Genomic DNA, 22,556 nt, shown 5'->3' on the forward strand with positions numbered 1-22,556 from the left:
GCACTGCGCAATAAACATCAATTAGAACAATTAGGGTCGGAGTCGAATTAAATTTCGAAACTTATCCTTTCTAAATAAACGGGGACATAGTGAACGGCCGGTCCTCAGCGACTTGTGGAGCGCGGTGCAGAAGCCATTTCAACCACTTCGTGGATCGCTTTGACGACGACCTCGGGTGAGAACAGCGGCATCTGGTGGTCCGAGTCGACGAACTCGGTCCTGGCTTTCGGATACAGGTCGCGAATCATCTCGAAGGTGGCTTTGTCGTTACGGAAGACGCCAAGATCGAGGGCAATGGGCGGTATCTCGCCCGGCTTCGCTTTCGGCTGGTTGATCAGGCGGACGATCGGTTTGTCGTCGATGCCGGCGAGCGCCAGCACGGCTTCGCCGGTCTCGTCCAATTTTTCGATCTCGCGCCAGACAGTGCGCGAGTACGCCACGCGCGCGGCCAGACGTACCGCCCAGGGAAAGTCGCGGGTCGCCTTGACTGCGCGTGGGTACATGGCGTCGACCAGCACCAGCCCCTTCACCTCGTCCGGATAGGCGCGCGCGAACAGCTGCATGTACAGCCCGCCGAGCGAATGGCCGACCAGCACATAAGGTGGATTCAGGCCCTTGTGGCGCAGCACGCGCCGCAATTCCTCGACCACCGTGCGGCCGTCGCGCGGGGTCATGGGGACATCGCTGTTACCGTATCCGGGCCGGTTGTAAGCGAACACGGTGGCGTCGCGGCTGGCGCCCTCCAGCACCCTGCCCCACTTGTCGATGGTGCCGCGCGAACCGCCTTCGAACACCAGCGTGAGCGGCGACGCGGGATGGCGGATGGTCAGCGATTCGATGCGGCGTCCGCCGATGGTCTCCACCACCGGCAAGGGCGCGGCGGCGCAGGCGGCGGCAAGCCAGAAGATGGGCAGGATCAGGGCGCGGAACAGTGTGGACATGGGCGTTCTCATGGTCGGGTTGAAAACGCCAGCATCGCAGCCGGGCGCGCCGCATGCAGCCGCCGTGCGACGGATCGACGGCAGGGCCGATGGATGGCAGGCCGCAGAATGGGCTGGAACTACAGCGCCTTGAACAGGTGGACGTAGGCCCGGCTCACCGGCAGCTCGGCGGCGTGGCCGCGCATGCGCAGGAACAGGCGGCTGGTCTCGTCGCGGCGCGTGCCCTCCAGCCAGGCCAGGTTGACGATGGTGGAGCGGTGCACCTGCCAGAACTGGCCCGGGTCGAGCCGGGAGACGAGCTCGGTAATGGGCGTGCGGATCAGGAATTCGCCATGGCTGCTGGCGACCACCGTGTACTTGTCGTCGGCCTGGAAGAAGCGCACCTCGGCCACGTCCAGGTTGCGGGTTGTGGCACCCTGGCCGGCCAGGATGTAGCGCAGCTGCGGACCGCCCGGCGCCGCCGTCAGCTGGCGCAGGGCCGCGGCCAGGCCCTCGCCGCCAGCCGCCGCCGGCCGGGCCAGTGCTTCCTTCAGCCGCGCCACGGTCTTCGCCAGCCGTTCGGTGCTGACCGGCTTCAGAACGTAATCGAGGGCCGCGTGCTCGAAAGCCTGCAGCGCGTAGGCGTCGAAGGCGGTGACGAACACGACCCGGGTATCGCCCTCGATGCCCTGCGCCACCTCGAGGCCGGACAGGCCTGGCATCTGGATATCGAGAAAGGCCAGGTCCGGTTCCAGTTCGGCGATGCGGGCCGCGGCGTCGACGCCGTTGCGCGACAGGTGGACGATCTGCAGTTCCGGCCACAGCGCCAGCAGCTGGTCGCGCAGGTATTGGGACAGGTGCGGTTCGTCGTCGGCGATCAGGGCGCGTGTCATCGGGCCGCCCCCGCCACCTTCGTCATCGGCAGCTCGAGCACGGCCTCGGTGCCGCCGGCGGCGCCGGGCCGCAGACGCAGGCTGGCGTCCGCGCCGAAGCGGGTCTGCAAACGCGAACGCAGGTTGGCCAGCGCCATGCCGGCCCCGGGCTGCAGGCGGCGCGAGGGCGTATCGATGCCGATGCCGTCGTCGCTCACGCGGATGGCGAGACGGCCGCCGGCGATCACCGCGCTGACGCTGACCCTGCCGCCGTCGAGCTTGGGCTCCAGCCCGTGGTGGATGGCGTTTTCGATCAGCGGCTGCAGCATCAACGGCGGCATGCTCAAGGCCCGCGCTTCCCCGCTGGCCTCGATCGAGAATTGCAGGCGCTCTTCCATGCGGATCTGCAGCAGCGACAGGTAGCTATGCGCCATCTCCAGCTCCGCGCCCAGCGTGCTGTCGGTCTGGCGCAGCTGCGTCAGGCCGGCGCGCAGGTAGCCGGAAAAGGTCTCGAGCATGCGCTTGGCGCGCGGCGGGTCGTAGTCCATCAGGCTCTGGACATTGGCCAGGGTGTTGAACAGCAGGTGCGGTTCGATCTGCCCCTGCAGCAGGCGCAGGCGCGCTTCGAGGGCCTCGTTCTGCAGCTGCTGGCGGCGCAGGCGCGAGCGCCACCAGGCCCAGTTGGCTGCCATCAGGAACAGCAGGGATACCGCGATCTTCACCAGGGCCACCGGCGGTGACATGAACATCTCCGACAGCGCGAACCCGACCAGCGTCAGCACGATGGTGAAGCCGAGCGTGGTCCCGAGGATAAGACCGCAGAAGGCAATCGCGATCAGCGCCAGGCCGGCGCGCAGGTCGCGCAGGTCGGACATACGCGCAAGCAGCGGCGCCGGCAGCAGCCTTTCCGCCAGCCACAGCACGCCGAACAGGGTATGCAGGATACATAAACTGATGGCGACATTCGGCAGCAGGGAGGCCCACCACCAGCCGGGCCGGTCGACCCGGCCGACCATGGCGACGATGCTCATCAGCCCCAGCGCCAGGCTTAGCGCCAGCAGGGAAATGACGGCCAGGCGGGCACCGGTGGAGACGTCATGCTTCGGACGCAGCTCCCACAGCGAGCGCCAGGCGCGGCGCAGATTGCTTGTACTTGACATACAGGCAAGTGTAGCGGCTGCCGGACGTGCTGGCGAGCCCGCTGCGACGAATCGACAGCCGGTGCGACGAACGGCAGCCGGATGCGGTGGACGCGCTTATTCCAGCGCCGCACTGGCCCCGTCTTCGGCCGGTTTCGCCTTGAACGGCCGGCCGCGCTTGGCCGGCAGGATCTGCCTCTGGGTCTTCTTTTCCAGTTCGGCCTTGAACGCGTGCGACCCGACCGGCCAGCCTTTGGCGAGCGCAGTCCCGATCAGTTCTTCCTCTTCCCTGCCGGGCCCCTGCTGCACGAAGTCGGTATAGGCGGCTTCGCGCTGGAAGGGCGTGTTGCCGAGGCCCCAGTACAGCATGTGGTCGGTAACCAGCGTGTCGGAGCCCATGCCGGCATGGTGGGCATAGCTCGACCAGCGGTAGCGGCCGGGATCGGCGGCGAGACCGGCCCGCACCGGCGCCAGCTCGAGGTAGCGGCTGGCTCCCAGCAGATAGGGCGCCGCATCGACCAGCGAGGTGCGGAAGCGCCCCTGAAACAGGGTGCCCGAACGGCCATACTTGGCGTTGAACCAGGGGACGTAATGGCGGCCGACCTTCTGCATCATCAGTGCCAACCCGTCTTCGTCGTCGGGTGTGGCCAGCAGGATGACGTGATTCGGCATCAACACCCAGGCGTGCACCGCTACCTTGTAGAGCCGGGCGCATTCCTGCAGCCAGCCGTGGAAGCGCGCATGGTCTTCGTCTTCGCGGAAGATGGTCTGGTTGTCGTTGCCGCGCTGGAGAATGAGGTGGGGTTGCCTGGGCAGGATCAGTCGGGGTTGGCGGGCCATGGTGTCATCGAAGAATTACTCTGTCCCCGATTATATGCGAAAAGCCGCAAAATATGCTCGACCATGTCCCTATTTATGCAATTTTCTTGAAGATGCCATTGAACGGCGGCTCCGGCCACACCAGCCGCCATTGCTCGCGGCTCGGCAAGTGCAGATACCAGACCTCGACCACGACGATACTCCCCTGCCCGTCGGCGTGGCGGTAGGGCGTGGCGACCGGCACCTGCCTGGCCAGTCCGCCGCTGACCTGCCCCAGCATCCAGCGTTCGAAGCTGCGGAACTCGGCCAGGCTGACGAAAGCGTCGACTTCTTCCCAAGGGCAGCAGAACGTCATGGCTTACTCATTCAGGCAATGCGTGAGGCAAATGTACATGACTTGAGCACGCTCATGATAAGGGCGCGCCAAATTCTCCACACTACCCATTGCTGTACGGAAATTATTAAATCAACGAATGCTGCGCTTAACAATAACGAGGATACTATGAGCTGGAAAACAATGGATCGACGTTCCTTCGGCGCGACGACGCTGGGTTTGCTGATCGGCCAGGCAACGGCCGCCAAAGCGACGGGCATGAGCCTCGTGCGCGCACCGACGGACACGCCAAAGACCTTTGTGCTGGTGCATGGCGCCTGGTATGGCGGCTGGTGCTGGGAGAAGGTCGCGCAGGACCTGCGTGCACAGGGCCATAAGGTCACGACCCCGACCTGCCCCGGACTTGGCGAACATGCCCATCTTCTGTCCAAGGACATTTCGCTGACGACTTTTATTACGAGCATCACCAATCACATCCTCTACGAGAACCTGAACGATGTGATCCTGGTGGGCAGTGGCTTTGGCGGGGTGGTGATCAGCGGCGTGGCCGACCGCATCCCGACCCAGCTCAAGAGCCTGGTCTACGTCGACGCGATGGTGCTGGAAAGCGGCATGTCCGTGTTCGAGGGCCAGCCGGCTGCGGTCACCAAAAAGCGCCTGGAGCAGGTGGCAGCCCAGGGGAAAGGCGTCGCCATTCCGGTTCCGCCAGTCAACAAAGACTCGTATCGCGGCGCCGATTCCATCACCCTGGCCTGGATGCGCATGCGGCTGGCGCCGCAACCGGTCGGCACTTACCAGGAAAAACTGGTGCTGAACAATCCTCTGGGCAATGGTGTGCCGCGCACCTATGTCGACTGCACGGCCTCACCCTTCGAGCCGCTGGTCGAGGTCAAGAAGAACCTGAAACGCGAGAAAAGCTGGAACTGGGTCGAGCTGGCGACCCATCACGATCCGATGATCACCGAGCCGCGCATGCTCAGCAGTTTCCTGGCCCAGGTCTGAGCCAGGCGCGCGACACGCCATCAGGCCAGCGTGAATCCGGCCGACAGGCTGTAGCCTTCGCCGTAGGCGCTGCGCAGCGGCAGGTCCTGGCCGAGGCCGGTACGCGCCTTCTTGCGCAGGCGGTAGACCAGCATGTCGACGCGGCGGCTGGCATCCGGGTCGTCGCCCCCCATGCCGGCCACGATCACCTGGCGAGGCACCGGCCGGGTGTTGATGGTCAGCAGGTGCAGGAAGTTGCACTCCTTTTCCGTCAGGTCGATGACCTTGCCCATCAGCTCGAGCTGGCGGGCCGACACGCGCAAGGTCCACTTGCTCGGCACCGGCGCCGGCTCCTGCGGACGCACGCGGCGGTCGAGCGCCTCGATGTGGGCAGCCAGTTCCGGAAACTTGATCGGCTTCGTCAGATAGTGGTCCGCGCCCAGGCGCAGGCCGAGGATGCGGTTGTCGAAGGCGACCCGCCCCGTCAATACCAGCAAGCCGATCTCGGGATACAGCTGGCGCATTCGCGGAATGACATTGAATCCGTCTTCATCGGGCAGGCCGAGGTCGAGCACCACCACGGCAGCGGGCGTGCGGGTCAGCGCTGCCCACATGTCGCCGGCCGTGGTCGCGATCGTGACCTCATGGCCGAGCTCCTTGAGGAAGTCAGCCATGTCGCCGGCGTATTCGCCATTGTCTTCAACAATCAGTATTTGCGTCATGGGTTCTTTAGTTATTATTCCCGGAACTCTTGCGTCGGGCGCTTATCCCCGTAAGCCGCCCCGATTATCACTGCTGCTCTCTCCGGAAGCAAGACCTTTACCCGGAGCATCCTGTACCGGCAGCCACAGCCGGAACTCCGCCCCGCCTCCTTTCGGCGCCGCATGCTCCAGCGTGCCGCCATGCACTTCGACCACCGAGCGGGCCATGTACAAGCCCAGGCCGCTGCCCGGCACACCGGCCGCATTGCTGCCGCGATAGCCCCTGTCGAAAATGCGCGGCAGGTCTTCCGCCGGCACGCCCGGGCCGGTATCGCGTAGCGCCAGCTCGACGCCCTTGCCATGGCGCCGGCCCAGCACGCTCAGGCTGCTGTCGGTGGGGGTGTAGCGCACCGCGTTGTCCAGCAAAATCTTCAGCGCCAGGCGCAGCCCGGCCGGATCGCCGCGCAGCTGCGCCGGCAATTCCTCCGCCACCAGCGTGACCTTGCGGCCGGCCACGCGGGCCTGCGCCACCACCTCTTCCAGCAGCAGGCGCGGCGGCACGGTATTGGCCTGGCGCTGGCGCCCGATGGCCGCCATCCGCTCCGGCGACAGGTAATCGTCCATCATCGCGATCAGGCGGTCGGTCGCGGTCGCGATCTTGCGGTGGCGCTGGCGGGTCGGCTCGTCGGCGTTCGCGTTGGTCGCCTCCAGGCGCTGGATGGCGCCGTCGATGGTCGACAGCGGCGTGCGGAATTCGTGGTTCAGCATGCTGGCGAAGCGCTTCTGCTCGCGCTCCCGTTCGCGCCGCGCCGACAGGTCGCGTACGATCCCGGCCAGCGCCCGGGCCTTGCCGGCCTCGTCCAGCAACAGGGTCGAGATCACTTCCACCGGCACCTCGCGGCCGTCCGGGCGGCGCAGGTCGAACTCGCGTACGACGCGCAGGCGCGAGCCGTCGCCGGCAGCAAAGCGGCGCAGACGCTCCTGCAGGCCGGCAGACAGCGGCGCCAGGGGACCGGCTCGATTTCTTGCAAAATGTTCATGAACATCGACAACGCCATAACCCAGCATATCGTTGACATGTGGACTCAGGTACACCGGCAGGCCGCTGGCGCAGTCGAGGATGAAGACGAGGTCGCCGCCGAGTTCGGCGATGGTGCGGAAGGCGTCGGCCGTGACCAGGCTGGACGTGGGCAGCGCATCGCCAGGCGGAAGAACGGGTGCGCTGCGGACCATATGAACCTTCGAGAAGTTGATTGCTTTCAGGAAGTATAGTGCCCGACTTGCGGATTTGTATAGAACGGTGACTCTAAGGCGTTGCGTTGAACACGCATCCTGCATATTTCGGCATGTTTTGTCATGACGAACGCAAGATGCGTGTTACATCAAGCCTCTTCAGTCTTCCAGCGGTGCGAAGATCGCCTGCAGATCTTCCTGCGTTAGTGCCATCTTCTGCGATTCGCCTTCGGACAGGATCGACTGCGCCAGCTCCGACTTCTTCTGCTGCAGCAGCTGGATCTTTTCTTCCAGCGTGCCTTTCGCAATCAGTTTGTAGACGAACACGGGTTTGTCCTGGCCGATGCGCCAGGCGCGGTCGGTGGCCTGGTTCTCGGCGGCCGGGTTCCACCAGGGGTCGTAGTGGATCACGGTATCGGCCGCGGTCAGGTTCAGGCCGACGCCACCCGCCTTCAGGCTGATCAGGAAGATCGGCACCGCGCCCTGCTGGAAGGCGGCCACCTGCGCCGAGCGGTCGCGGGTTTCGCCGGTCAGCAGCGCATAGCGAATGCCGCGCGCTTCCAGCTCTTCCTCGATCAGCGCCAGCATGCTGGTGAACTGCGAGAACACCAGGATCTTGCGTCCTTCGCCCAGCAGGTCGTCGACCATCTGCATCAGGTCGGTCAACTTGGCCGAAACCGCCGCCGTATTTTTGCGCGACGGCATGGACTTCACCAGGCGCGGATCGCAGCAGACCTGGCGCAGTTTCAGCAGGGCTTCCAGGATCACGATCTGGCTGCGGGCCACGCCCTTGCGGTCGATCTCTTCGCGCACCTTCTTGTCCATCGCCAGGCGCACGGTCTCGTAGAGGTCGCGCTGCGGGCCGCTGATCTCGATGCGGCGGATCATTTCCGTCTTTTCCGGCAGTTCCTTGGCCACGTGGTCCTTGGTGCGGCGCAACAGGAACGGCCGGATGCGGCGATTCAGCAAGGTGCGGCGCACCGGATCGTCCTGGCGTTCGATCGGATGGCGGAATTGACTATTAAAAGTCTTCTCGTCGCCGAGCAGGCCCGGCAGCAGGAAGTGGAACTGCGACCACAGTTCACCCAGATGGTTTTCCAGCGGCGTGCCGGACAGGCACAGGCGGTGGCGTGCGTTCAGCGAGCCGGCCGTTTGCGCCGCCTTCGAGCGGGTGTTCTTGATGTAGTGCGATTCGTCCAGAATCACCAGGTGGTACTGGTGCTCGCGCAGCTTTTCCTCGTCGCGCGGCAGCAGTGCGTAGGTGGTCAGCACGATGTCGGCGCTGTCGATCTGGTCGAACAGCTCCATGCGCTCCTTGCCCTGCAGCAACAGCACCTTCAGGCTGGGGGCGAAGCGCGCGGCTTCTTCCATCCAGTTCATCATGAGGCTGGTCGGTGCGATCACCAGCGCCGGGCTGGTGAGCCTGCCCGCTTCCTTTTCGGTCAGGATGTGGGCGATGGTCTGCACGGTCTTGCCGAGACCCATGTCATCGGCCAGGATGCCGCCCAGGTCGTATTCGCGCAGGAACTGCATCCAGGCCAGACCGTCGAGCTGGTAGTCGCGCAGGGTCGCCTGCAAGCCTTTCGGGGCGTCGACCTTCTTCACTTTGCCGAACTGGCTCAGCTTGCGGCCGGTCTCGCGCAGGCGTTCGCCGCCGGTCCAGGTGAACTCGGCGCCACGCGCCAGCTCTTCCAGGCGCGCTGCATCCAGCGTCGACAGGCGCACCTTGGCCTTGATCTTGTCGTTGAAATACAGCTCGCCCAGCGTCGACAGGATCGGTTTGACGCGGCCCCATGGCAGCGCCACGCGCACGCCGTCAGGCAGGGTCGCCAGCATCTGGTCGGCTTCCTGGTGCACGGCCAGCACTTCCGGATTGAAATCCAGCGGCGCACTGCGGATCAGTTGGACCAGCACCGGCAGCAGCGGCACGCGCTTGCTGTTGACCACGATCCCCAGTTCCAGCTCGAACCAGGCGTTACCGGCTTCCGCCGGCTCGTCGATGTCGGCATACCAGTCCTCGACCGGCACCACGTCGTAGCGGTACTTGGCCGACTTCTGCACATTCCAGCCGAGATCGGCCAGCGATTCGAGGTCGTTGCCGGCAAAGCGCAGCCATTGCGCCTGGCCGTCCATCAGCAGCGCACCGGACAACGAGCTCAGTGGCGCCGAGGCCGGCTTGCGGAAGCCCATCTTGTTCAGGATGTCGAGCGCTTTTGCTTCGGCAGCTTCGTCGCGCGCGATGACCTCGGTGACGTCGCCGATCTGGCGCACCACGCGCTGGGCCGGGTCGAAGGAGATGCGCTGGCCGTCGTAGTCGAAGGCGAGGACGGCGAAGTCCTGCCAGCGCTGGCCGCTACCCTCGGCCACCGGAATCGCGTCCAGCAGCAGGTGCGGCACCGGTTTGACGTCGTCGCGCAGGCGCTGCGTGAGCGGCTGCGGCAGCGGCATCAGCTGCTGCAGGCCATGTGCCAGCAGCAGTTGCGAGACGCGTTTCTTGTCGTTGCCGCCCAGGGCCGGGGCTTGCGCCACCAATGCCTGCAGGTCGGCCAGCGAGATGTCGATCCCGCCACGGTTCAGCTCGAGAGCACCGCAAGACAGGTTGTCGATGTACCACGGCGGATCGGTCGGCAGCATGTAGTCGACCAGGTCGGCGCCGGCGTGGGTGGCCCCCTTGGCCGGCTCCACCGACCAGCCGAGCTTGGCAACCCGGCCTTCGTCGCGCCAGGCCAGGCTGGCCTTGCGTACCGGCCCCTGCTGCAGCGGATACAGCAGGCCATTGCTCATGTCCGACCACGAGTTGGCCCACAGCAGCTTGCCCTGCGCGAGCAGCTGCTCGAGCAGGATGGCGCCGACCTTGCCCTTGGGCTCGGTCGCGCTGGTGCTTTGGTTCGATCCGCTGCGCATGGCGATGAAGAACCGGACCAGGTCTTCGTCCTCGCCTTCCAGGTAAGCGGGCGGCGCCGACAGCAGCGAAAACACTTCGCCGACCGGGCTGGCCGATGCCACGTCGCCGTTCGGGCGCAGGCGCGCCTTGCACAGGCACACCGCGACGTGACGGCCGCCGCTGGTCGGTGCCATGACATAAACGAATTTGTACTGGACAGCTTTGGGGTCGGCGACTTCCGCGGTCAGCTTTGGCTGGGGATGTGCTGCCGCTTCGACCCTTTGCAGCCAGCTCAACACGGGAGCGGGCAAGGCCGGAGCGCGGGCAGGCGCTCTGGCAGGTGGTGCCTCGCTGATGTCGTCGCGATGAAGATCAACTGTGTGCATGGGTCTCACGAGTCTGTATGAAAAAAAACAACAACCGATATTATCGTTGATGCGATCCATTCTGTTTTGTTCGGAATCGCACCTTGCCAAGAAATCTTTACTGCCCGAAAGAGAGCAAAAGGAGTAAAAGTTACACTTTTCCGCGCGTTTGCACCACCCCCACACGAACGAGCGCGGCCAATAAATGGTGGACAGCGCCGGCATCCGGGCGGTTCCGGCGATTGCGGCGGCTGTCAAGACTGGCGCATCCGGCCGGTTTGCGTATCATTGCTCGCCTGACTCACGGATTTTGCGCACCATGCTGCCTTCGATCGAACAACGCCTCGCTTCAGAACTGTCCGCCAAACCGGCCCAGGTGGCCGCCGCCGTCGCCCTCCTCGACGAGGGCGCAACCGTTCCCTTCATTGCCCGCTACCGCAAGGAAGCGACGGGCGGCCTGGACGATATCCAGCTGCGCCTGCTGGAAGAACGCCTGCGCTACCTGCGCGAACTCGAAGAGCGCCGCGCCGCGGTGATCGCCTCGATCACGGAACAGAACAAGATGACGCCGGATCTGCTGCAGGCGATCTCGCTCGCGGAAGACAAGACCCGCCTCGAAGACCTCTACCTGCCGTACAAGCAGAAGCGCCGCACCAAGGCCCAGATCGCGATCGAAGCCGGCCTGGCGCCGCTGGCGGACGCGTTGCTGGCCGACCCGTCGCAAAGTCCCGAAGAAGCCGCCGCGCGCTATGTGCGCGAAGCCTTCACCAACGCCGACGGCGTGAACAACCCCGGCGTGCCGGACACCAAGACGGCGCTGGACGGCGCGCGCCAGATCCTGATGGAGCGCTTCGCCGAAGACGCGGAACTGCTGCAGTCGCTGCGCGAATATGTGCAGGAACACGGCGTGGTCGAATCGAAAGTTGTCGAGGGCAAGCAGGAAGAAGGCGAAAAGTTCGCCGACTACTTCGATTATTCGGAGCCGCTGTCTTCGGTCCCCTCGCACCGCGCGCTGGCGCTGATGCGCGGCCGCCGCGAAGGCATCCTGGACGTGACCCTGCGCCTCGACACCGAAGAAGAAAAGCCGAAGTGGGACGCCCCGCACAATCCCTGCGAAAGCCGGATCGCGGCGCGCTTCGGTATCAAGGGCGCCGGCCGCCCGGCGGATAAATGGCTGCTCGACACCGCGCGCTGGACCTGGCGCGTAAAAAGCTTCATGTACATCGAGACCGAACTGATGGGCGCCTTGCGCGACAAGGCGGAGACGGACGCGATCCAGGTCTTCGCGCGCAACCTGAAGGCCCTGCTGCTGGCCGCCCCGGCCGGTCCGCGCGCGACCATGGGCCTGGACCCGGGCCTGCGCACCGGCGTCAAGGTGGCCGTGGTCGACCCGACCGGTAAAGTCGTCGACACCGCCACCATCTACCCGCACGCGCCGCGCAACGACTGGGACGGTTCGCTGCATGTGCTGGGCCAGCTGGCAGCCAAGCACAATGTGTCGCTGATCTCGATCGGCAACGGCACCGCCTCGCGCGAGACCGACAAACTGGCGCAGGACCTGATCAAGCAGCGTCCGGAGCTGAAGCTGACCAAGATCGTCGTGTCGGAAGCCGGCGCCTCGGTGTATTCGGCCTCCGAATTCGCTTCGCGCGAGCTGCCGGACCTCGACGTCTCGATCCGCGGCGCGGTCTCGATCGCGCGCCGCCTGCAGGATCCGCTGGCGGAACTCGTGAAGATCGACCCGAAAAGTATCGGCGTCGGCCAGTACCAGCACGACGTCTCGCAGACCCAGCTCGCGCGCCAGCTCGACGCCGTGGTCGAGGATTGTGTGAATGCGGTCGGCGTGGACGTCAACACCGCCTCGGCACCGCTGCTGGCGCGGGTGTCGGGTTTATCGGCCAGCGTGGCCCAGAGCATCGTCACCTACCGCGACATGCAGGGCGCCTTCCCCTCGCGCGCGGCGCTGAAGAAAGTGCCGCGCCTGGGCGATAAAACCTTCGAGCAGGCGGCCGGCTTCCTGCGCGTGATGAACGGCGACAATCCGCTGGACGCCTCGGCGGTGCACCCGGAATCGTACCCGGTCGTGGAAAAAATCCTGGCTGACATCAAGCGCGACATCAAGACCGTGATCGGCGATGGCTCGCTGGTGAAAACCCTGAACCCGGCCAGGTATGCCGACGACAAGTTCGGCGTGCCGACGGTGTCCGACATCCTGAAGGAGCTGGAAAAGCCGGGCCGCGACCCGCGTCCGGAGTTCACCACCGCCACGTTCAAGGAAGGCGTGGAAGAGATCTCGGATCTGCGCCCGGACATGATCCTGGAAGGCGTGGTGACCAACGTCGCCGCCTTCGGCGCTTTCGTCGACATCGGCGTGCACCAGGACGGCCTGGTGCACATCTCGGCGCTGTCGAATACCTTCGTCAAGGATCCGCACACGGTGGTGAAGGCCGGCCAGGTGGTGAAAGTGAAGGTGCTGGAAGTCGACGTCAAGCGCAAGCGCATCGCCCTGACCATGCGTCTGTCGGACTCGGCGCCGCAGGCCGGTTCGCAGCCCCAGCAGCGCGGCGACCGCGACGACCGCAAGAGGATGGGTCAGCACCAGCGCGACAACCAGCGCCAGGAACGCTCCGCGGCCCCGAGCGGGGGCGCGATGGCGGCGGCGTTTGCCAAGCTGAAGAAGTAATCCTCGCTGTGCCGACCGTCGCATCCGCCGATCCGGACAGCCCCGCCGCACGGGTGCTGCTCGGCGAACTGGGCGCGGCGCTGGCGGCGATCACCGGCAGCGACGGCACGGCTTCCTTCGACGCCGCCGACGTGCGCGGGCCAGGCGCCTGCTTCCTGGTCGCCCACGATGCGGATGGGCTGGCAGTGGGCTGCGGCGCACTGCGGCCGCTGGCGCAGCGCGTGGCCGAGCTGAAGCGGATGTATGCGCGACCCGGCAGCGGCGCCGGGCGTTTTATATTGGAAGCGCTGGAACGCCAGGCTGCAGCCTTCGGCTACGCCGAAGTCTGGCTGGAGACGCGCAGGGTGAATGGCCGGGCGGTGGCGTTCTATGAAAAGCACGGGTACCGGGTCGTTCCCAACTATGGCAAATATGTTGGCCGCGCCGAAGCTGTCTGCCTGGGCAAGCATCTGTAGGGTGGGCACCCCGTGCCCACGCTTGAGGTTCGCACAATACCAGCGTTCAGCGTGGGCTCGGGGAGCCCACCCTACGGCGTAGTGACTGCATACCTGGCTGGCGGATTTCTTATAAAATGCCGCCATCCACCTAATTTCACCCTGAAGGCAAATCCAAATGAGCGACGTACAAACCTGGATCAAAGAAACCGTGACCAACACGCCCGTCGTGCTGTTCATGAAGGGCACCGCCCAGTTCCCGCAGTGCGGCTTTTCCGGCCGTGCGATCCAAATCCTGAAGGCTTGCGGCGTCGATAACATCGCCACCGTGAACGTGCTGGAAGACGCGGAAGTCCGCCAGGGCATCAAGGAATTCTCGAACTGGCCGACCATCCCGCAACTGTATGTGAACGGCGAATTCGTCGGCGGCTCGGACATCATGACCGAGATGTACGAATCCGGCGAATTGCAAGCCCTGATCAGCAAGCAGCAGAATGGCTGATCCGAGGCCACGCCGGATCGTCGTCGCCATCACCGGCGCGACCGGCGCGGTCTACGGCGTGCGGCTGCTCGAGCGGCTGCGCGCGATTCCCGGCGTCGAGACCCATCTGGTCATTTCCGACGCCGCTACCCTGACCCTGCACCAGGAAGTCGGCCTGCAAAGGCGCGACGTGGAAGCGCTCGCCCACGTGGTGCACAAGAATCGCGAGATCGGCGCCCCGATCGCCAGCGGCTCGTTCCAGTCGGACGGCATGGTGATCGCCCCCTGTTCGATGAAGACCCTGGCGGCGGTGGCGCACGGGCTGTCGGACAACCTGATCGCACGCGCGGCCGACGTGATCCTGAAGGAGCGCCGGCGCCTGGTGCTGATGGTGCGCGAAACGCCATTCAACCTGGCGCACCTGCGCAATATGACGGCCGTCACCGAGATGGGCGGCATCGTGTTCCCGCCGCTGCCGAGCTTTTATAACAAGCCGGGCTCCATCGACGAGATGGTCGACCACACGCTTGCGCGCGTCATCGACCTGCTGGGCATCGAGAACGATCTCGCGCCCCGCTGGGCGGGCATGAAAGACGCCTGAATCAGCGCCGTTCGCCGTAGCGTTCCTGCTCTTCCTTCCTTGCTTCCCTTGCGTCTTCGATTTTCCTGCGCTGCTCATTACGCTTGCGCATGATTTCTGCGTGTTGCGCCGCAGTCATCGGCGGCGCGGTCATGAGGTCTTTCAACTGCGCGGTACTGCTGTAGTTATTAATCATGAGGGCGCTGCATCCTTATATGACCGATAACGTTGGAGGTGAGACAAGCAGATTATGCGCGAGACTCGACCATTTGTGCCGCCCGCTTGAAGATAAATTGCAGTATGGAATAGAAACGGCCCGGCCGGGGATTGCTCCCGGGCCGGGCCGTTCTTGTATAGACAGGCCTTACTTCGACTGGTGATTCATGCGCACCAGCATGCGGATGAACTCGCGTGCCAGTTGCTTGTGATGCTCGTCCAGGCGCTGCAGGTCGGCGATCAGCTTGACGTCGGCCGATTCGAAACGTGCCGAGGCGTCGGCAGCTTCGCCGTTGGCCGGGGTATTCTCGGAACCGCCGAAACGCAGCCAGTCGGCCGGTACGCCCAGCCATTGGGCGATCATGCGCAGCTTTTCCTGGGTCGGAATGGCTTCGCCGACCAGCCACTTGCGGGCGGCGTGGACCGTGATCGGGCGGCCTTCGAAACGAATGTTAAATTCGCGCGCCAGCCTGGTCGGGCTGTCCGGCGAGTAGTGGGCATTCTTTAGCGCTTGCTGCAAACGCTCGCTAAAGCTCTCACGCTCATTGGTGGAATTCATCGGTGGTGCTAAAGGTTCATGCAAGGCTGTCATGGTTTCTCCATGGTTCAGACCTTATGTAAAGCACGAAAGTCTGAAAGTAACAAACATGTGAGTATTGACCGATTCTCACAGTGCTGTCCAGCAATAATTGTGCTTTCCGGTAAGAGAGTAGGCGGGTGTGAAAAATATCCTACAGGAAAAAGAAAACGTTTGCTCGGGGGAATGCACTCGTGTAAACAAAAACAGGCAACCCAAGGGTTGCCTGCAATACAGAATATGGTGTTGAAGCCGCCGGGATCAGCGCAATCCGAAGCGGATAATGCCGTCGTCGCCGGTTACACGGTCGAGGATACCGGCGTACCAGAGCGCATGCAGGTGGGCCAGCGCCTCGCCGACGGCAAAACTGAGCTGGTGGGCGTCGAGCTGGCGACGGAACATCAGCGGGACAATGTCAACTGCGGAGCGCGGTTCGCTGCAGGCGGCGCGCACCTCGTCCAGCCGCGCAGCGTGGTGTGCGCGCAACTGTTGGATGCGCACATGCAGGCCGCGGAAGGGTTTGCCGTGCGAAGGCAGCACCAGGGTGTCGTCCGGCAGACCGGCGAACTTGTCCAGCGAAGCGAGATATTGTGTGAGCGGATCGCCTTCCGGCTCGACCGCGAACACGGAGACATTGGTCGAAATCCGCGGCAGCACCATGTCGCCGGAGATCAGGATCTTCCCCTCTTCCGCATACAGCGAGACGTGCTCGGGCGAATGGCCGAAGCCCGTGATCACGCGCCATTCACGGCCGCCGATGCGCACGCGCTGGCCATCCTGCAGCCGGGTATAGGCAGGCGGCACGGCCGGCACCAGCGAGGGATAGTAATTGCGGCGGCTCTGCATCTGCTCGAGCATGCCCGCGTCGACCAGGCCATGCTTCTGGAAATGCGGGATGGCCGACGGCCCGTCGACGCCCGGCAGCGCGGCCGCCATCATGCGCGCAAAGCCGAACTCGGCGGCGCTGGTCCAGAACGGCGCCCTGAAACGCTCGCACAGCCAGCCGGACAGGCCGACGTGGTCCGGGTGGCAGTGGGTGGCGAACACGCGCAGCAGCGCTTGCCCACCCATCGCGCCATCGAACAATTGCTCCCAAGCGGCACGGGTCGCCTCGGTGCTGGCGCCGCAGTCGACCAGCGCCAGTCCTTCCCTACCCTCCAGCCGGTCGTCCAGCAGCCACAGGTTGATGTGATCGAGGGCGAACGGCAGCGGCATGCGCAGCCAGCGCAAGCCCGGCGCGATGTCGTGCACCGTGCCGAGCGGCGGGATGGTGTCGCCGAAGGGGTAAGCCAGCTGGGATTCGAGAGGGTTCATGCCGAAAATCTTTCGTGTTGGTCCAGGCGCTGCAAGCTACAATGCAATCAACATTGACGTTGACGTAAACGGAAACGTCGGCGCAAACTGCGATTCTATGTGATTTTCGACCATGCAGAAAAATATGGGCCCTACCTACACCATCGCCGAACTGGCGCGCGAATTCGACATCACCGCTCGCGCCATCCGTTTCTACGAAGACCAGGGACTGCTGAGCCCGATGCGCGAAGGCCAGGGCGGCCGCAACCGCGTCTACACCCCGCGCGACCGTACGCGCCTGAAGCTGACCCTGCGCGGCAAGCGCCTGGGCCTGACTTTGTCGGAGATCAAAAGCATCATCGACATGTACGAATCGCCCAAGGACACCGTGGCCCAGATCAACCGCTTCCTCGGCGTGCTGTCGCACCAGCGCGATACGCTCGAGCAGCAGCGCGCCGACATCGAGATGTCGCTGGCGGAGATCGCGGTGCACGAGGAAGAGTGCCGGCGCCTGCTGGCCGAAGCCGGGGCCGATGGCAATGTCGAGCCGCAGGAGCGCAGCGCGGCGTAAGTAACCGCTTACTTCTACACCCGTCGTTCCGGGCATTGCCCGGAACGACTTCCCGCGAAGGCGGGTATCCATAATGAGCCCGTGGGATAGCCAGCGTCCCTGTTCTGCACACTCAGCATGGGTTCCCGCTTTCGCGGGAACGACGTGGTTCATCCCTTGACGTTTACGTTAACGTCACTCCGCGCTATCATCCCGTTCAGCCATTCCAGCCATAACGACACACACGAGACAAACGAGAGGACGACATGCTGCATCTCCCAGGCTTGACCTTTGACCACGGCGAAGACATCGCCGCGCTGCGCGAAGCAGTGCAACAGTTCGCGGCCAGCGAGATCGCGCCGCGCGCGGCCGAGATCGACCGTACCGACCAGTTCCCGATGGACCTGTGGAAGAAGATGGGCGAACTGGGCCTGCTGGGCATCACCGTCGGCGAGGAATACGGCGGCGCCAACATGGGCTACCTGGCCCACATCGTCGCCATGGAAGAGATCTCGCGCGCCTCGGCCTCGGTCGGCCTGTCGTATGGCGCCCACTCGAACCTGTGCGTCAACCAGATCAAGCGCAACGGCAACGAAGAACAGAAGCGCAAATACCTGCCCAAGCTGATCTCGGGCGAGCACGTCGGCGCGCTGGCCATGTCCGAGCCGAACGCCGGTTCCGACGTCGTCAGCATGAAGCTGCGTGCCGACCTGAAGGGCGACCGCTACGTGCTGAACGGCACCAAGATGTGGATCACCAACGGTCCGGACGCCGACACCCTGGTCGTCTACGCCAAGACCGACATCGAAGCCGGCCCGCGCGGCATGACCGCCTTCCTGATCGAAAAAGGTTTCAAGGGCTTCTCGATCGCGCAAAAGCTGGACAAGCTGGGCATGCGCGGTTCGCACACCGGCGAACTGGTGTTCCAGGATTGCGAAGTGCCGGTCGAGAACGTGCTGGGCGGCGTGGGCAAAGGCGTCAACGTGCTGATGTCGGGCCTGGACTTCGAACGCACCGTGCTGTCCGGCGGCCCGCTGGGCATCATGTCGGCCTGCATGGACGTGGTCGTCCCCTACATCCACGAGAGAAAACAGTTCGGCCAGGCGATCGGCGAGTTCCAGCTCATGCAGGGCAAGATCGCCGACATGTATTCGACCATGATGGCCTGCCGCGCCTATGTGTACGCGGTCGGCCAGGCCTGCGACCGCGCCGACAACCCGGCCGCCGTGCGCGCCCTGCGCAAGGATGCCGCCGGCGCCATCCTGTACAGCGCCGAGAAGGCCACCTGGATGGCGGGCGAAGCGATCCAGACCCTGGGCGGCAACGGCTACATCAACGAGTACCCGGTCGGCCGCCTGTGGCGCGACGCCAAGCTGTATGAAATCGGCGCCGGCACCAGCGAGATCCGCCGCATGCTGATCGGCCGCGAGCTGTTCGGCGAAACCGCGTAACGAGCTTCAAGGCGAGAGCGGAGAGGAGACGCGGGCTGGCGATAGAGCTGCAAAGGCCGCCGCCAGCCCGCACCGTATAACCGTCATTCCCGCGAAAGCGGGAATCCATGCTGAGTGTGCGATGAATACGCCGGCAACGATGCCGGATCTTCAGAATGGGTTCCCGCCTCCGCGGGAACGACGTACTAGTAGCGATTACAATATCCGCTCACTCTTTCCAACGCGCGCGAGAACACCGATGACACAGGCAAGTTTCCCCAAACTGCTCTCGTCGCAGATCGCCTTCGACATCGCGCGTACCATCCTGGACGGCTTCGACCGTCACTACGCGCTGTTCCGCCAGGCCAGCCAGGCCGCGAAGGGCCATTTCGAGCGGGCCGACTGGGCCACCGCCCAGCGCGCCGCGCGCGAACGCATCGATTTCTACGACAAGCGCGTGCAGGAATGCGTGCAGATCCTCGAGGACGACTACGCGCCCGAGGAGCTGAACGACGATACCTGGCGCGAGACCAAACTGCACTTTATCGGGCTACTGAGCGGCCTGCTCAAGGGCCACAAGCGCCCCGAGCTGGCCGAAAGCTTTTTCAATTCCGTCAGCTGCCGCCTGCTGCATCGCAGTTACTACCGCAACGAATTCATCTTCGTGCGCCCGGCCGTCTCGACCGACTACATCGAGACCGAAGAACCGCAGCCGACCTACCGCGTCTACTACCCGGCCGCGGACGGCTTGCGCTTCGCCTTGCGGCGCATCGTCACCAATTTTCAACTGGCCTGTCCCTTCGCCGACCTCGATCGCGATGTCGCCCTGGTCGAGCAGCGCATGATCGAACGCTTCGGCCTGGACAGGATGGAGCCGAACCAGCAGCTGCACGTCCTGTCGAGCCTGTTCTTCCGCAACAAGGGCGCCTACATCGTCGGCCGTGCCATCAACGGCGCGCGCGAAGCCCCGTTCGTGATTCCGGTCCTGCACGGCGGCGACGGCACGCAGTCAGGTCTCGTGCTCGATACCGTGCTCACCGAACCGGACCAGATCCTGACCCTGTTCTCGTTCACGCGCGCCTACTTCATGGTCGACATGGAGGTACCGTCGAGCTATGTGCAGTTCCTGCGCAGCCTGATGCCGAAGAAGCCCCGCAGCGAAATCTACACGCTGCTCGGCCTGCAAAAACAGGGCAAGACCCTGTTCTACCGCGACTTCCTGCAGCACCTGAAGCACAGCTCGGACGAGTTCCGCATCGCGCCCGGCATTCCCGGCCTGGTGATGCTGGTGTTCGAGCTGCCGTCCTTCCCTTACGTGTTCAAGGTGATCAAGGACCGCTACCCGCCGCCGAAGGAAACCACGCGCGCGCAGATCAAGGAAAAGTACCTGCTGGTGAAGCACCACGACCGCGTGGGCCGCATGGCCGACACGCTGGAATACTCGGACGTGGCTTTCCCGCTGGCGCGCTTCTCGGACCAGCTGCTCGAGCAGCTGCGCCGCGACGCGCCCTCGCTGCTTGCCATCGAGGGCGACCGCATCATCATCAAGCACCTCTACATCGAACGCCGCATGGTGCCGCTGAATATGTGGCTGCAGGACGCGGAACGCGCCAACGACCAGGCCCGCCTCGAACACGGTGTGATCGAATACGGCAATGCGATCCGCGACCTGGTGGCGGCGAATATCTTCCCCGGCGATATGCTGTACAAGAATTTCGGCCTCACGCGCCAGGGCCGCGTCGTGTTCTACGATTACGACGAAATCGAGTACCTCACCGACTGCCAGTTCCGCGACATCCCGGCCCCGCGCAACGAGGAGGACGAGATGGCGGCCGAGCCGTGGTACCCAGTTGGAAAACACGACGTCTTTCCCGAGCAGTTCGAACGCTTCCTGCTTGGGAATCCGAAAATCCGCACCATCTTCATGCAGCATCACGCCGAGCTGCTCCAGCGCGCCTGGTGGCAGTCGCACAAGGAGCGCATCCAGGCGGGCATCGTCGAGGACGTGTTCCCGTATCCGCAGCAGATCCGCTTTATCAACAAGACCAACCCGGCGGCCAGTCCGTCAACTTCCTGTTTGGAGACAATACAATGAATGATCCAGTCGTTATCGTCGGCGCAGCCCGTACCCCGATGGGTGCCTTCCAGGGCGATTTCTCCTCGAAGACCGCCAGCGACCTGGGCGCGGTGGCGATCAAGGCCGCCGTCGAGCGCGCCGGCGTCGACCCGCAAACCGTCGAACACGTCTACTTCGGTAACTGCCTGATGGCCGGCCAGGGCCAGGCCCCGGCGCGCCAGGCGCTGATCAAGGCCGGCCTGCCGCTGTCGACCGGCGCCGTGACCCTGTCGAAGATGTGCGGTTCGGCGATGCAGGCCGCGATCTTCGCGCACGACCAGCTGGTGGCCGGCAGCGCCGACATCGTCGTCGCCGGCGGCATGGAGTCGATGACCAACGCCCCCTACCTGATCCCGAAAGCACGCGGCGGCTACCGCATCGGCCACGCGCCGATGTTCGACCACATGATGCTGGACGGCCTGGAAGACGCCTACTCGCGCAACGAGAAGACCGGCGAAGGCCGTTCGATGGGCACCTTCGCCGAAGAGTGCGTCGCCACTTACCAGTTCACCCGTGAAGACCAGGACAACTTCGCGATCGAGTCGGTCAAGCGCGCACAAAACGCCAACGCCGACGGCACATTCGACTGGGAAGTCGCGCCGGTGAGCGTCGCGAATCGCCTGGGCGAGCAGATCATCAGCAAGGACGAAGGCCCGCTGAAGGCCAAGGTCGACAAGATCCCGTCGCTGCGTCCGGCATTCAAGAAGGAAGGCACCGTGACCGCCGCCTCGTCCTCGTCGATCAACGACGGCGCCGCCGCGCTGGTCATGATGCGCGAATCGAAGGCCAAGGAACTGGGCCTGACCCCGATCGCCCGCGTGATCGGCCACGCCACCCACGCCCAGGAACCGAACCTGTTCACCACCGCCCCGATCGGCGCGATGCAGAAGCTGTTCAAGAAGACCGGCTGGAAGGCCGGCGACGTCGACCTGTTCGAGATCAACGAAGCCTTCGCCGCGGTGCCGATGGCCGCCATGCGCGACCTCGACATCCCGCACAGCAAGGTCAACATCCACGGCGGCGCCTGCGCACTGGGCCACCCGATCGGCGCCTCGGGCGCGCGCATCGTCGTCACCCTGCTGGGCGCGCTGAAGAAGACCGGCGGCAAGCGCGGCGTGGCTTCGCTGTGCATCGGCGGCGGTGAAGCGACGGCGATGGCGATCGAGATGATCTGATCGTAGGGTGGGCACACTGTGCCCACGTTCGGCGTTCGCGTGGGCACGGTGTGCCCACCCTACGCTATGCTGGCGGTTTCGAACACCCGCCCAAGGAGAATTCCATGTCCACCGCCCTCATCATCGGCGCCTCGCGCGGCATCGGCCACGAAATGGTGCGCCAGTACCGCGCCGACGGCTGGCGCGTGATCGCCACCGCCCGCAAACCGGAAGACTGCGAAGAACTGCGCCAGCTCGGCGCCGAATGCTACCCTCTCGACGTGACCAATCCGGAAGCGATCGGCGGCCTGGGCTGGAAACTGGACGACGAGAAGATCGACCATGCCTGGCTGGTGGCCGGCGTCTACGGTCCGCGCCACGACGGTTTCCCGACCCAGCAGGAGTTCGACAGCGTCATGCACACCAACGTGCTGGCGGCGATGCGCCTGCTGCCGATCGTCGGCCCGCTGGTCGCCAACGCGCGCGGCAAGCTGGCGGTGATTTCTTCGCGCATGGGCTCCATCGGCGAGCGCAACAGCGCTTCCGGTTCGCTGTACCGCGCCAGCAAGGCCGCGCTGAACTCGGTGCTGAAGGATGCATCGCTGAGCTTCGGACCGCAGGGCGTGACCTGCCTGACTTTCCACCCGGGCTGGGTGCAGACCGACATGGGCGGCGCCGGCGCCCCGCTCAGCGTCGAGGAAAGCGTGCGCACGCTGCGCGCGACCCTGGCGGCTGCGAATGCATCGCAGAACGGCGCTTTTCTCAACCACGACGGCACGCCGATCGCGTGGTAA

Annotated in this window: 21 protein-coding genes; 10 read left to right on the forward strand and 11 right to left on the reverse strand. The window is 64.6% G+C overall.

The window, feature by feature from the left end; translation table 11 throughout:
- Window positions 1-104: 104 nt before the first annotated feature.
- The 5 genes from NX782_RS18525 to NX782_RS18545 all read right to left on the reverse strand — a co-directional run bounded on the left by NX782_RS18525 (window position 105) and on the right by NX782_RS18545 (window position 4,105).
- On the reverse strand, window positions 105-941 hold the full coding sequence (locus NX782_RS18525; protein WP_258846957.1) for an alpha/beta fold hydrolase: 837 nt from the start codon (window positions 939-941) through the stop codon (window positions 105-107).
- Between the two features lie 119 nt (window positions 942-1,060).
- Complete coding sequence (locus NX782_RS18530) at window positions 1,061-1,813, reverse strand: LytR/AlgR family response regulator transcription factor (protein WP_258846958.1); 753 nt, start codon at window positions 1,811-1,813, stop codon at window positions 1,061-1,063.
- Window positions 1,810-2,952 carry a sensor histidine kinase gene (locus tag NX782_RS18535; RefSeq protein ID WP_258846959.1) on the reverse strand — a complete coding sequence of 381 codons (1,143 nt, stop codon included), beginning with the start codon at window positions 2,950-2,952 and terminating at the stop codon, window positions 1,810-1,812. Before NX782_RS18535 ends, NX782_RS18530 begins: the two co-directional genes overlap by 4 nt.
- A gap of 96 nt (window positions 2,953-3,048) precedes the next feature.
- Window positions 3,049-3,771 carry a transposase gene (locus NX782_RS18540; RefSeq protein ID WP_258846960.1) on the reverse strand — a complete coding sequence of 241 codons (723 nt, stop codon included), beginning with the start codon at window positions 3,769-3,771 and terminating at the stop codon, window positions 3,049-3,051.
- A 73-nt stretch (window positions 3,772-3,844) separates the two neighbouring features.
- Window positions 3,845-4,105 carry a hypothetical protein gene (locus tag NX782_RS18545; protein ID WP_258846961.1) on the reverse strand — a complete coding sequence of 87 codons (261 nt, stop codon included), beginning with the start codon at window positions 4,103-4,105 and terminating at the stop codon, window positions 3,845-3,847.
- Window positions 4,106-4,252: 147 nt separating this feature from the next.
- Here NX782_RS18545 and NX782_RS18550 point away from each other — a divergent pair, with 147 nt between their 5' ends.
- Window positions 4,253-5,086 carry an alpha/beta fold hydrolase gene (locus NX782_RS18550; RefSeq protein WP_258846962.1) on the forward strand — a complete coding sequence of 278 codons (834 nt, stop codon included), beginning with the start codon at window positions 4,253-4,255 and terminating at the stop codon, window positions 5,084-5,086.
- Between the two features lie 20 nt (window positions 5,087-5,106).
- Here NX782_RS18550 and NX782_RS18555 read toward each other — a convergent pair whose 3' ends face one another.
- The 3 genes from NX782_RS18555 to NX782_RS18565 all read right to left on the reverse strand — a co-directional run bounded on the left by NX782_RS18555 (window position 5,107) and on the right by NX782_RS18565 (window position 10,269).
- The gene (locus NX782_RS18555; protein WP_258846963.1) at window positions 5,107-5,787 is read right to left on the reverse strand and encodes a response regulator transcription factor; all 681 of its coding nucleotides are present in this window, start codon (window positions 5,785-5,787) and stop codon (window positions 5,107-5,109) included.
- A 42-nt stretch (window positions 5,788-5,829) separates the two neighbouring features.
- Window positions 5,830-6,999: a PAS domain-containing sensor histidine kinase gene (locus NX782_RS18560; RefSeq protein ID WP_258846964.1), complete on the reverse strand. Its 1,170-nt coding sequence runs from the start codon at window positions 6,997-6,999 to the stop codon at window positions 5,830-5,832.
- Window positions 7,000-7,158: 159 nt separating this feature from the next.
- Window positions 7,159-10,269, reverse strand: a complete 3,111-nt coding sequence (locus NX782_RS18565; protein WP_258846965.1) for a DEAD/DEAH box helicase — start codon at window positions 10,267-10,269, stop codon at window positions 7,159-7,161.
- Between the two features lie 298 nt (window positions 10,270-10,567).
- On the opposite strand from NX782_RS18565, the gene NX782_RS18570 reads away from it, so the two are divergent.
- The 4 genes from NX782_RS18570 (at window position 10,568) to NX782_RS18585 (ending at window position 14,447) form a co-directional block, all read left to right on the forward strand.
- Window positions 10,568-12,931: a Tex family protein gene (locus NX782_RS18570; protein WP_258846966.1), complete on the forward strand. Its 2,364-nt coding sequence runs from the start codon at window positions 10,568-10,570 to the stop codon at window positions 12,929-12,931.
- 8 nt (window positions 12,932-12,939) lie between these two features.
- On the forward strand, window positions 12,940-13,386 hold the full coding sequence (locus NX782_RS18575; RefSeq protein ID WP_258846967.1) for a GNAT family N-acetyltransferase: 447 nt from the start codon (window positions 12,940-12,942) through the stop codon (window positions 13,384-13,386).
- A 157-nt stretch (window positions 13,387-13,543) separates the two neighbouring features.
- On the forward strand, window positions 13,544-13,867 hold the full coding sequence (gene grxD, locus NX782_RS18580) for a Grx4 family monothiol glutaredoxin (protein ID WP_258846968.1): 324 nt from the start codon (window positions 13,544-13,546) through the stop codon (window positions 13,865-13,867).
- Complete coding sequence (locus NX782_RS18585) at window positions 13,860-14,447, forward strand: UbiX family flavin prenyltransferase (protein ID WP_258846969.1); 588 nt, start codon at window positions 13,860-13,862, stop codon at window positions 14,445-14,447. Before grxD ends, NX782_RS18585 begins: the two co-directional genes overlap by 8 nt.
- 1 nt (window position 14,448) lies before the next feature.
- Here NX782_RS18585 and NX782_RS18590 read toward each other — a convergent pair whose 3' ends face one another.
- The 3 genes from NX782_RS18590 to NX782_RS18600 form a co-directional block, all read right to left on the reverse strand.
- A complete protein-coding gene (locus NX782_RS18590) occupies window positions 14,449-14,622 on the reverse strand; it encodes a hypothetical protein (RefSeq protein ID WP_230026923.1) in 174 nt (57 codons plus the stop codon).
- Window positions 14,623-14,790: 168 nt separating this feature from the next.
- Window positions 14,791-15,201, reverse strand: a complete 411-nt coding sequence (locus NX782_RS18595; RefSeq protein WP_258846970.1) for a hypothetical protein — start codon at window positions 15,199-15,201, stop codon at window positions 14,791-14,793.
- Between the two features lie 279 nt (window positions 15,202-15,480).
- Window positions 15,481-16,533: an MBL fold metallo-hydrolase gene (locus NX782_RS18600; protein WP_258846971.1), complete on the reverse strand. Its 1,053-nt coding sequence runs from the start codon at window positions 16,531-16,533 to the stop codon at window positions 15,481-15,483.
- Between the two features lie 124 nt (window positions 16,534-16,657).
- On the opposite strand from NX782_RS18600, the gene NX782_RS18605 reads away from it, so the two are divergent.
- The 5 genes from NX782_RS18605 (at window position 16,658) to NX782_RS18625 (ending at window position 22,556) form a co-directional block, all read left to right on the forward strand.
- Window positions 16,658-17,083: a MerR family transcriptional regulator gene (locus NX782_RS18605; protein ID WP_258846972.1), complete on the forward strand. Its 426-nt coding sequence runs from the start codon at window positions 16,658-16,660 to the stop codon at window positions 17,081-17,083.
- A 245-nt stretch (window positions 17,084-17,328) separates the two neighbouring features.
- Entirely contained in the window at window positions 17,329-18,513 is a 1,185-nt protein-coding gene (locus NX782_RS18610) for an isovaleryl-CoA dehydrogenase (protein ID WP_258846973.1), read from the forward strand.
- Window positions 18,514-18,751: 238 nt separating this feature from the next.
- Window positions 18,752-20,587 carry a bifunctional isocitrate dehydrogenase kinase/phosphatase gene (gene aceK / locus NX782_RS18615; protein WP_258846974.1) on the forward strand — a complete coding sequence of 612 codons (1,836 nt, stop codon included), beginning with the start codon at window positions 18,752-18,754 and terminating at the stop codon, window positions 20,585-20,587.
- Window positions 20,584-21,783: an acetyl-CoA C-acyltransferase gene (locus NX782_RS18620; protein WP_258846975.1), complete on the forward strand. Its 1,200-nt coding sequence runs from the start codon at window positions 20,584-20,586 to the stop codon at window positions 21,781-21,783. Before aceK ends, NX782_RS18620 begins: the two co-directional genes overlap by 4 nt.
- 104 nt (window positions 21,784-21,887) lie before the next feature.
- Complete coding sequence (locus NX782_RS18625) at window positions 21,888-22,556, forward strand: SDR family oxidoreductase (protein ID WP_258846976.1); 669 nt, start codon at window positions 21,888-21,890, stop codon at window positions 22,554-22,556.

Origin of the sequence: Massilia norwichensis, assembly GCF_024753245.1 — a bacterium.
GTDB classification, from domain to species: domain Bacteria; phylum Pseudomonadota; class Gammaproteobacteria; order Burkholderiales; family Burkholderiaceae_D; genus Telluria; species Telluria norwichensis.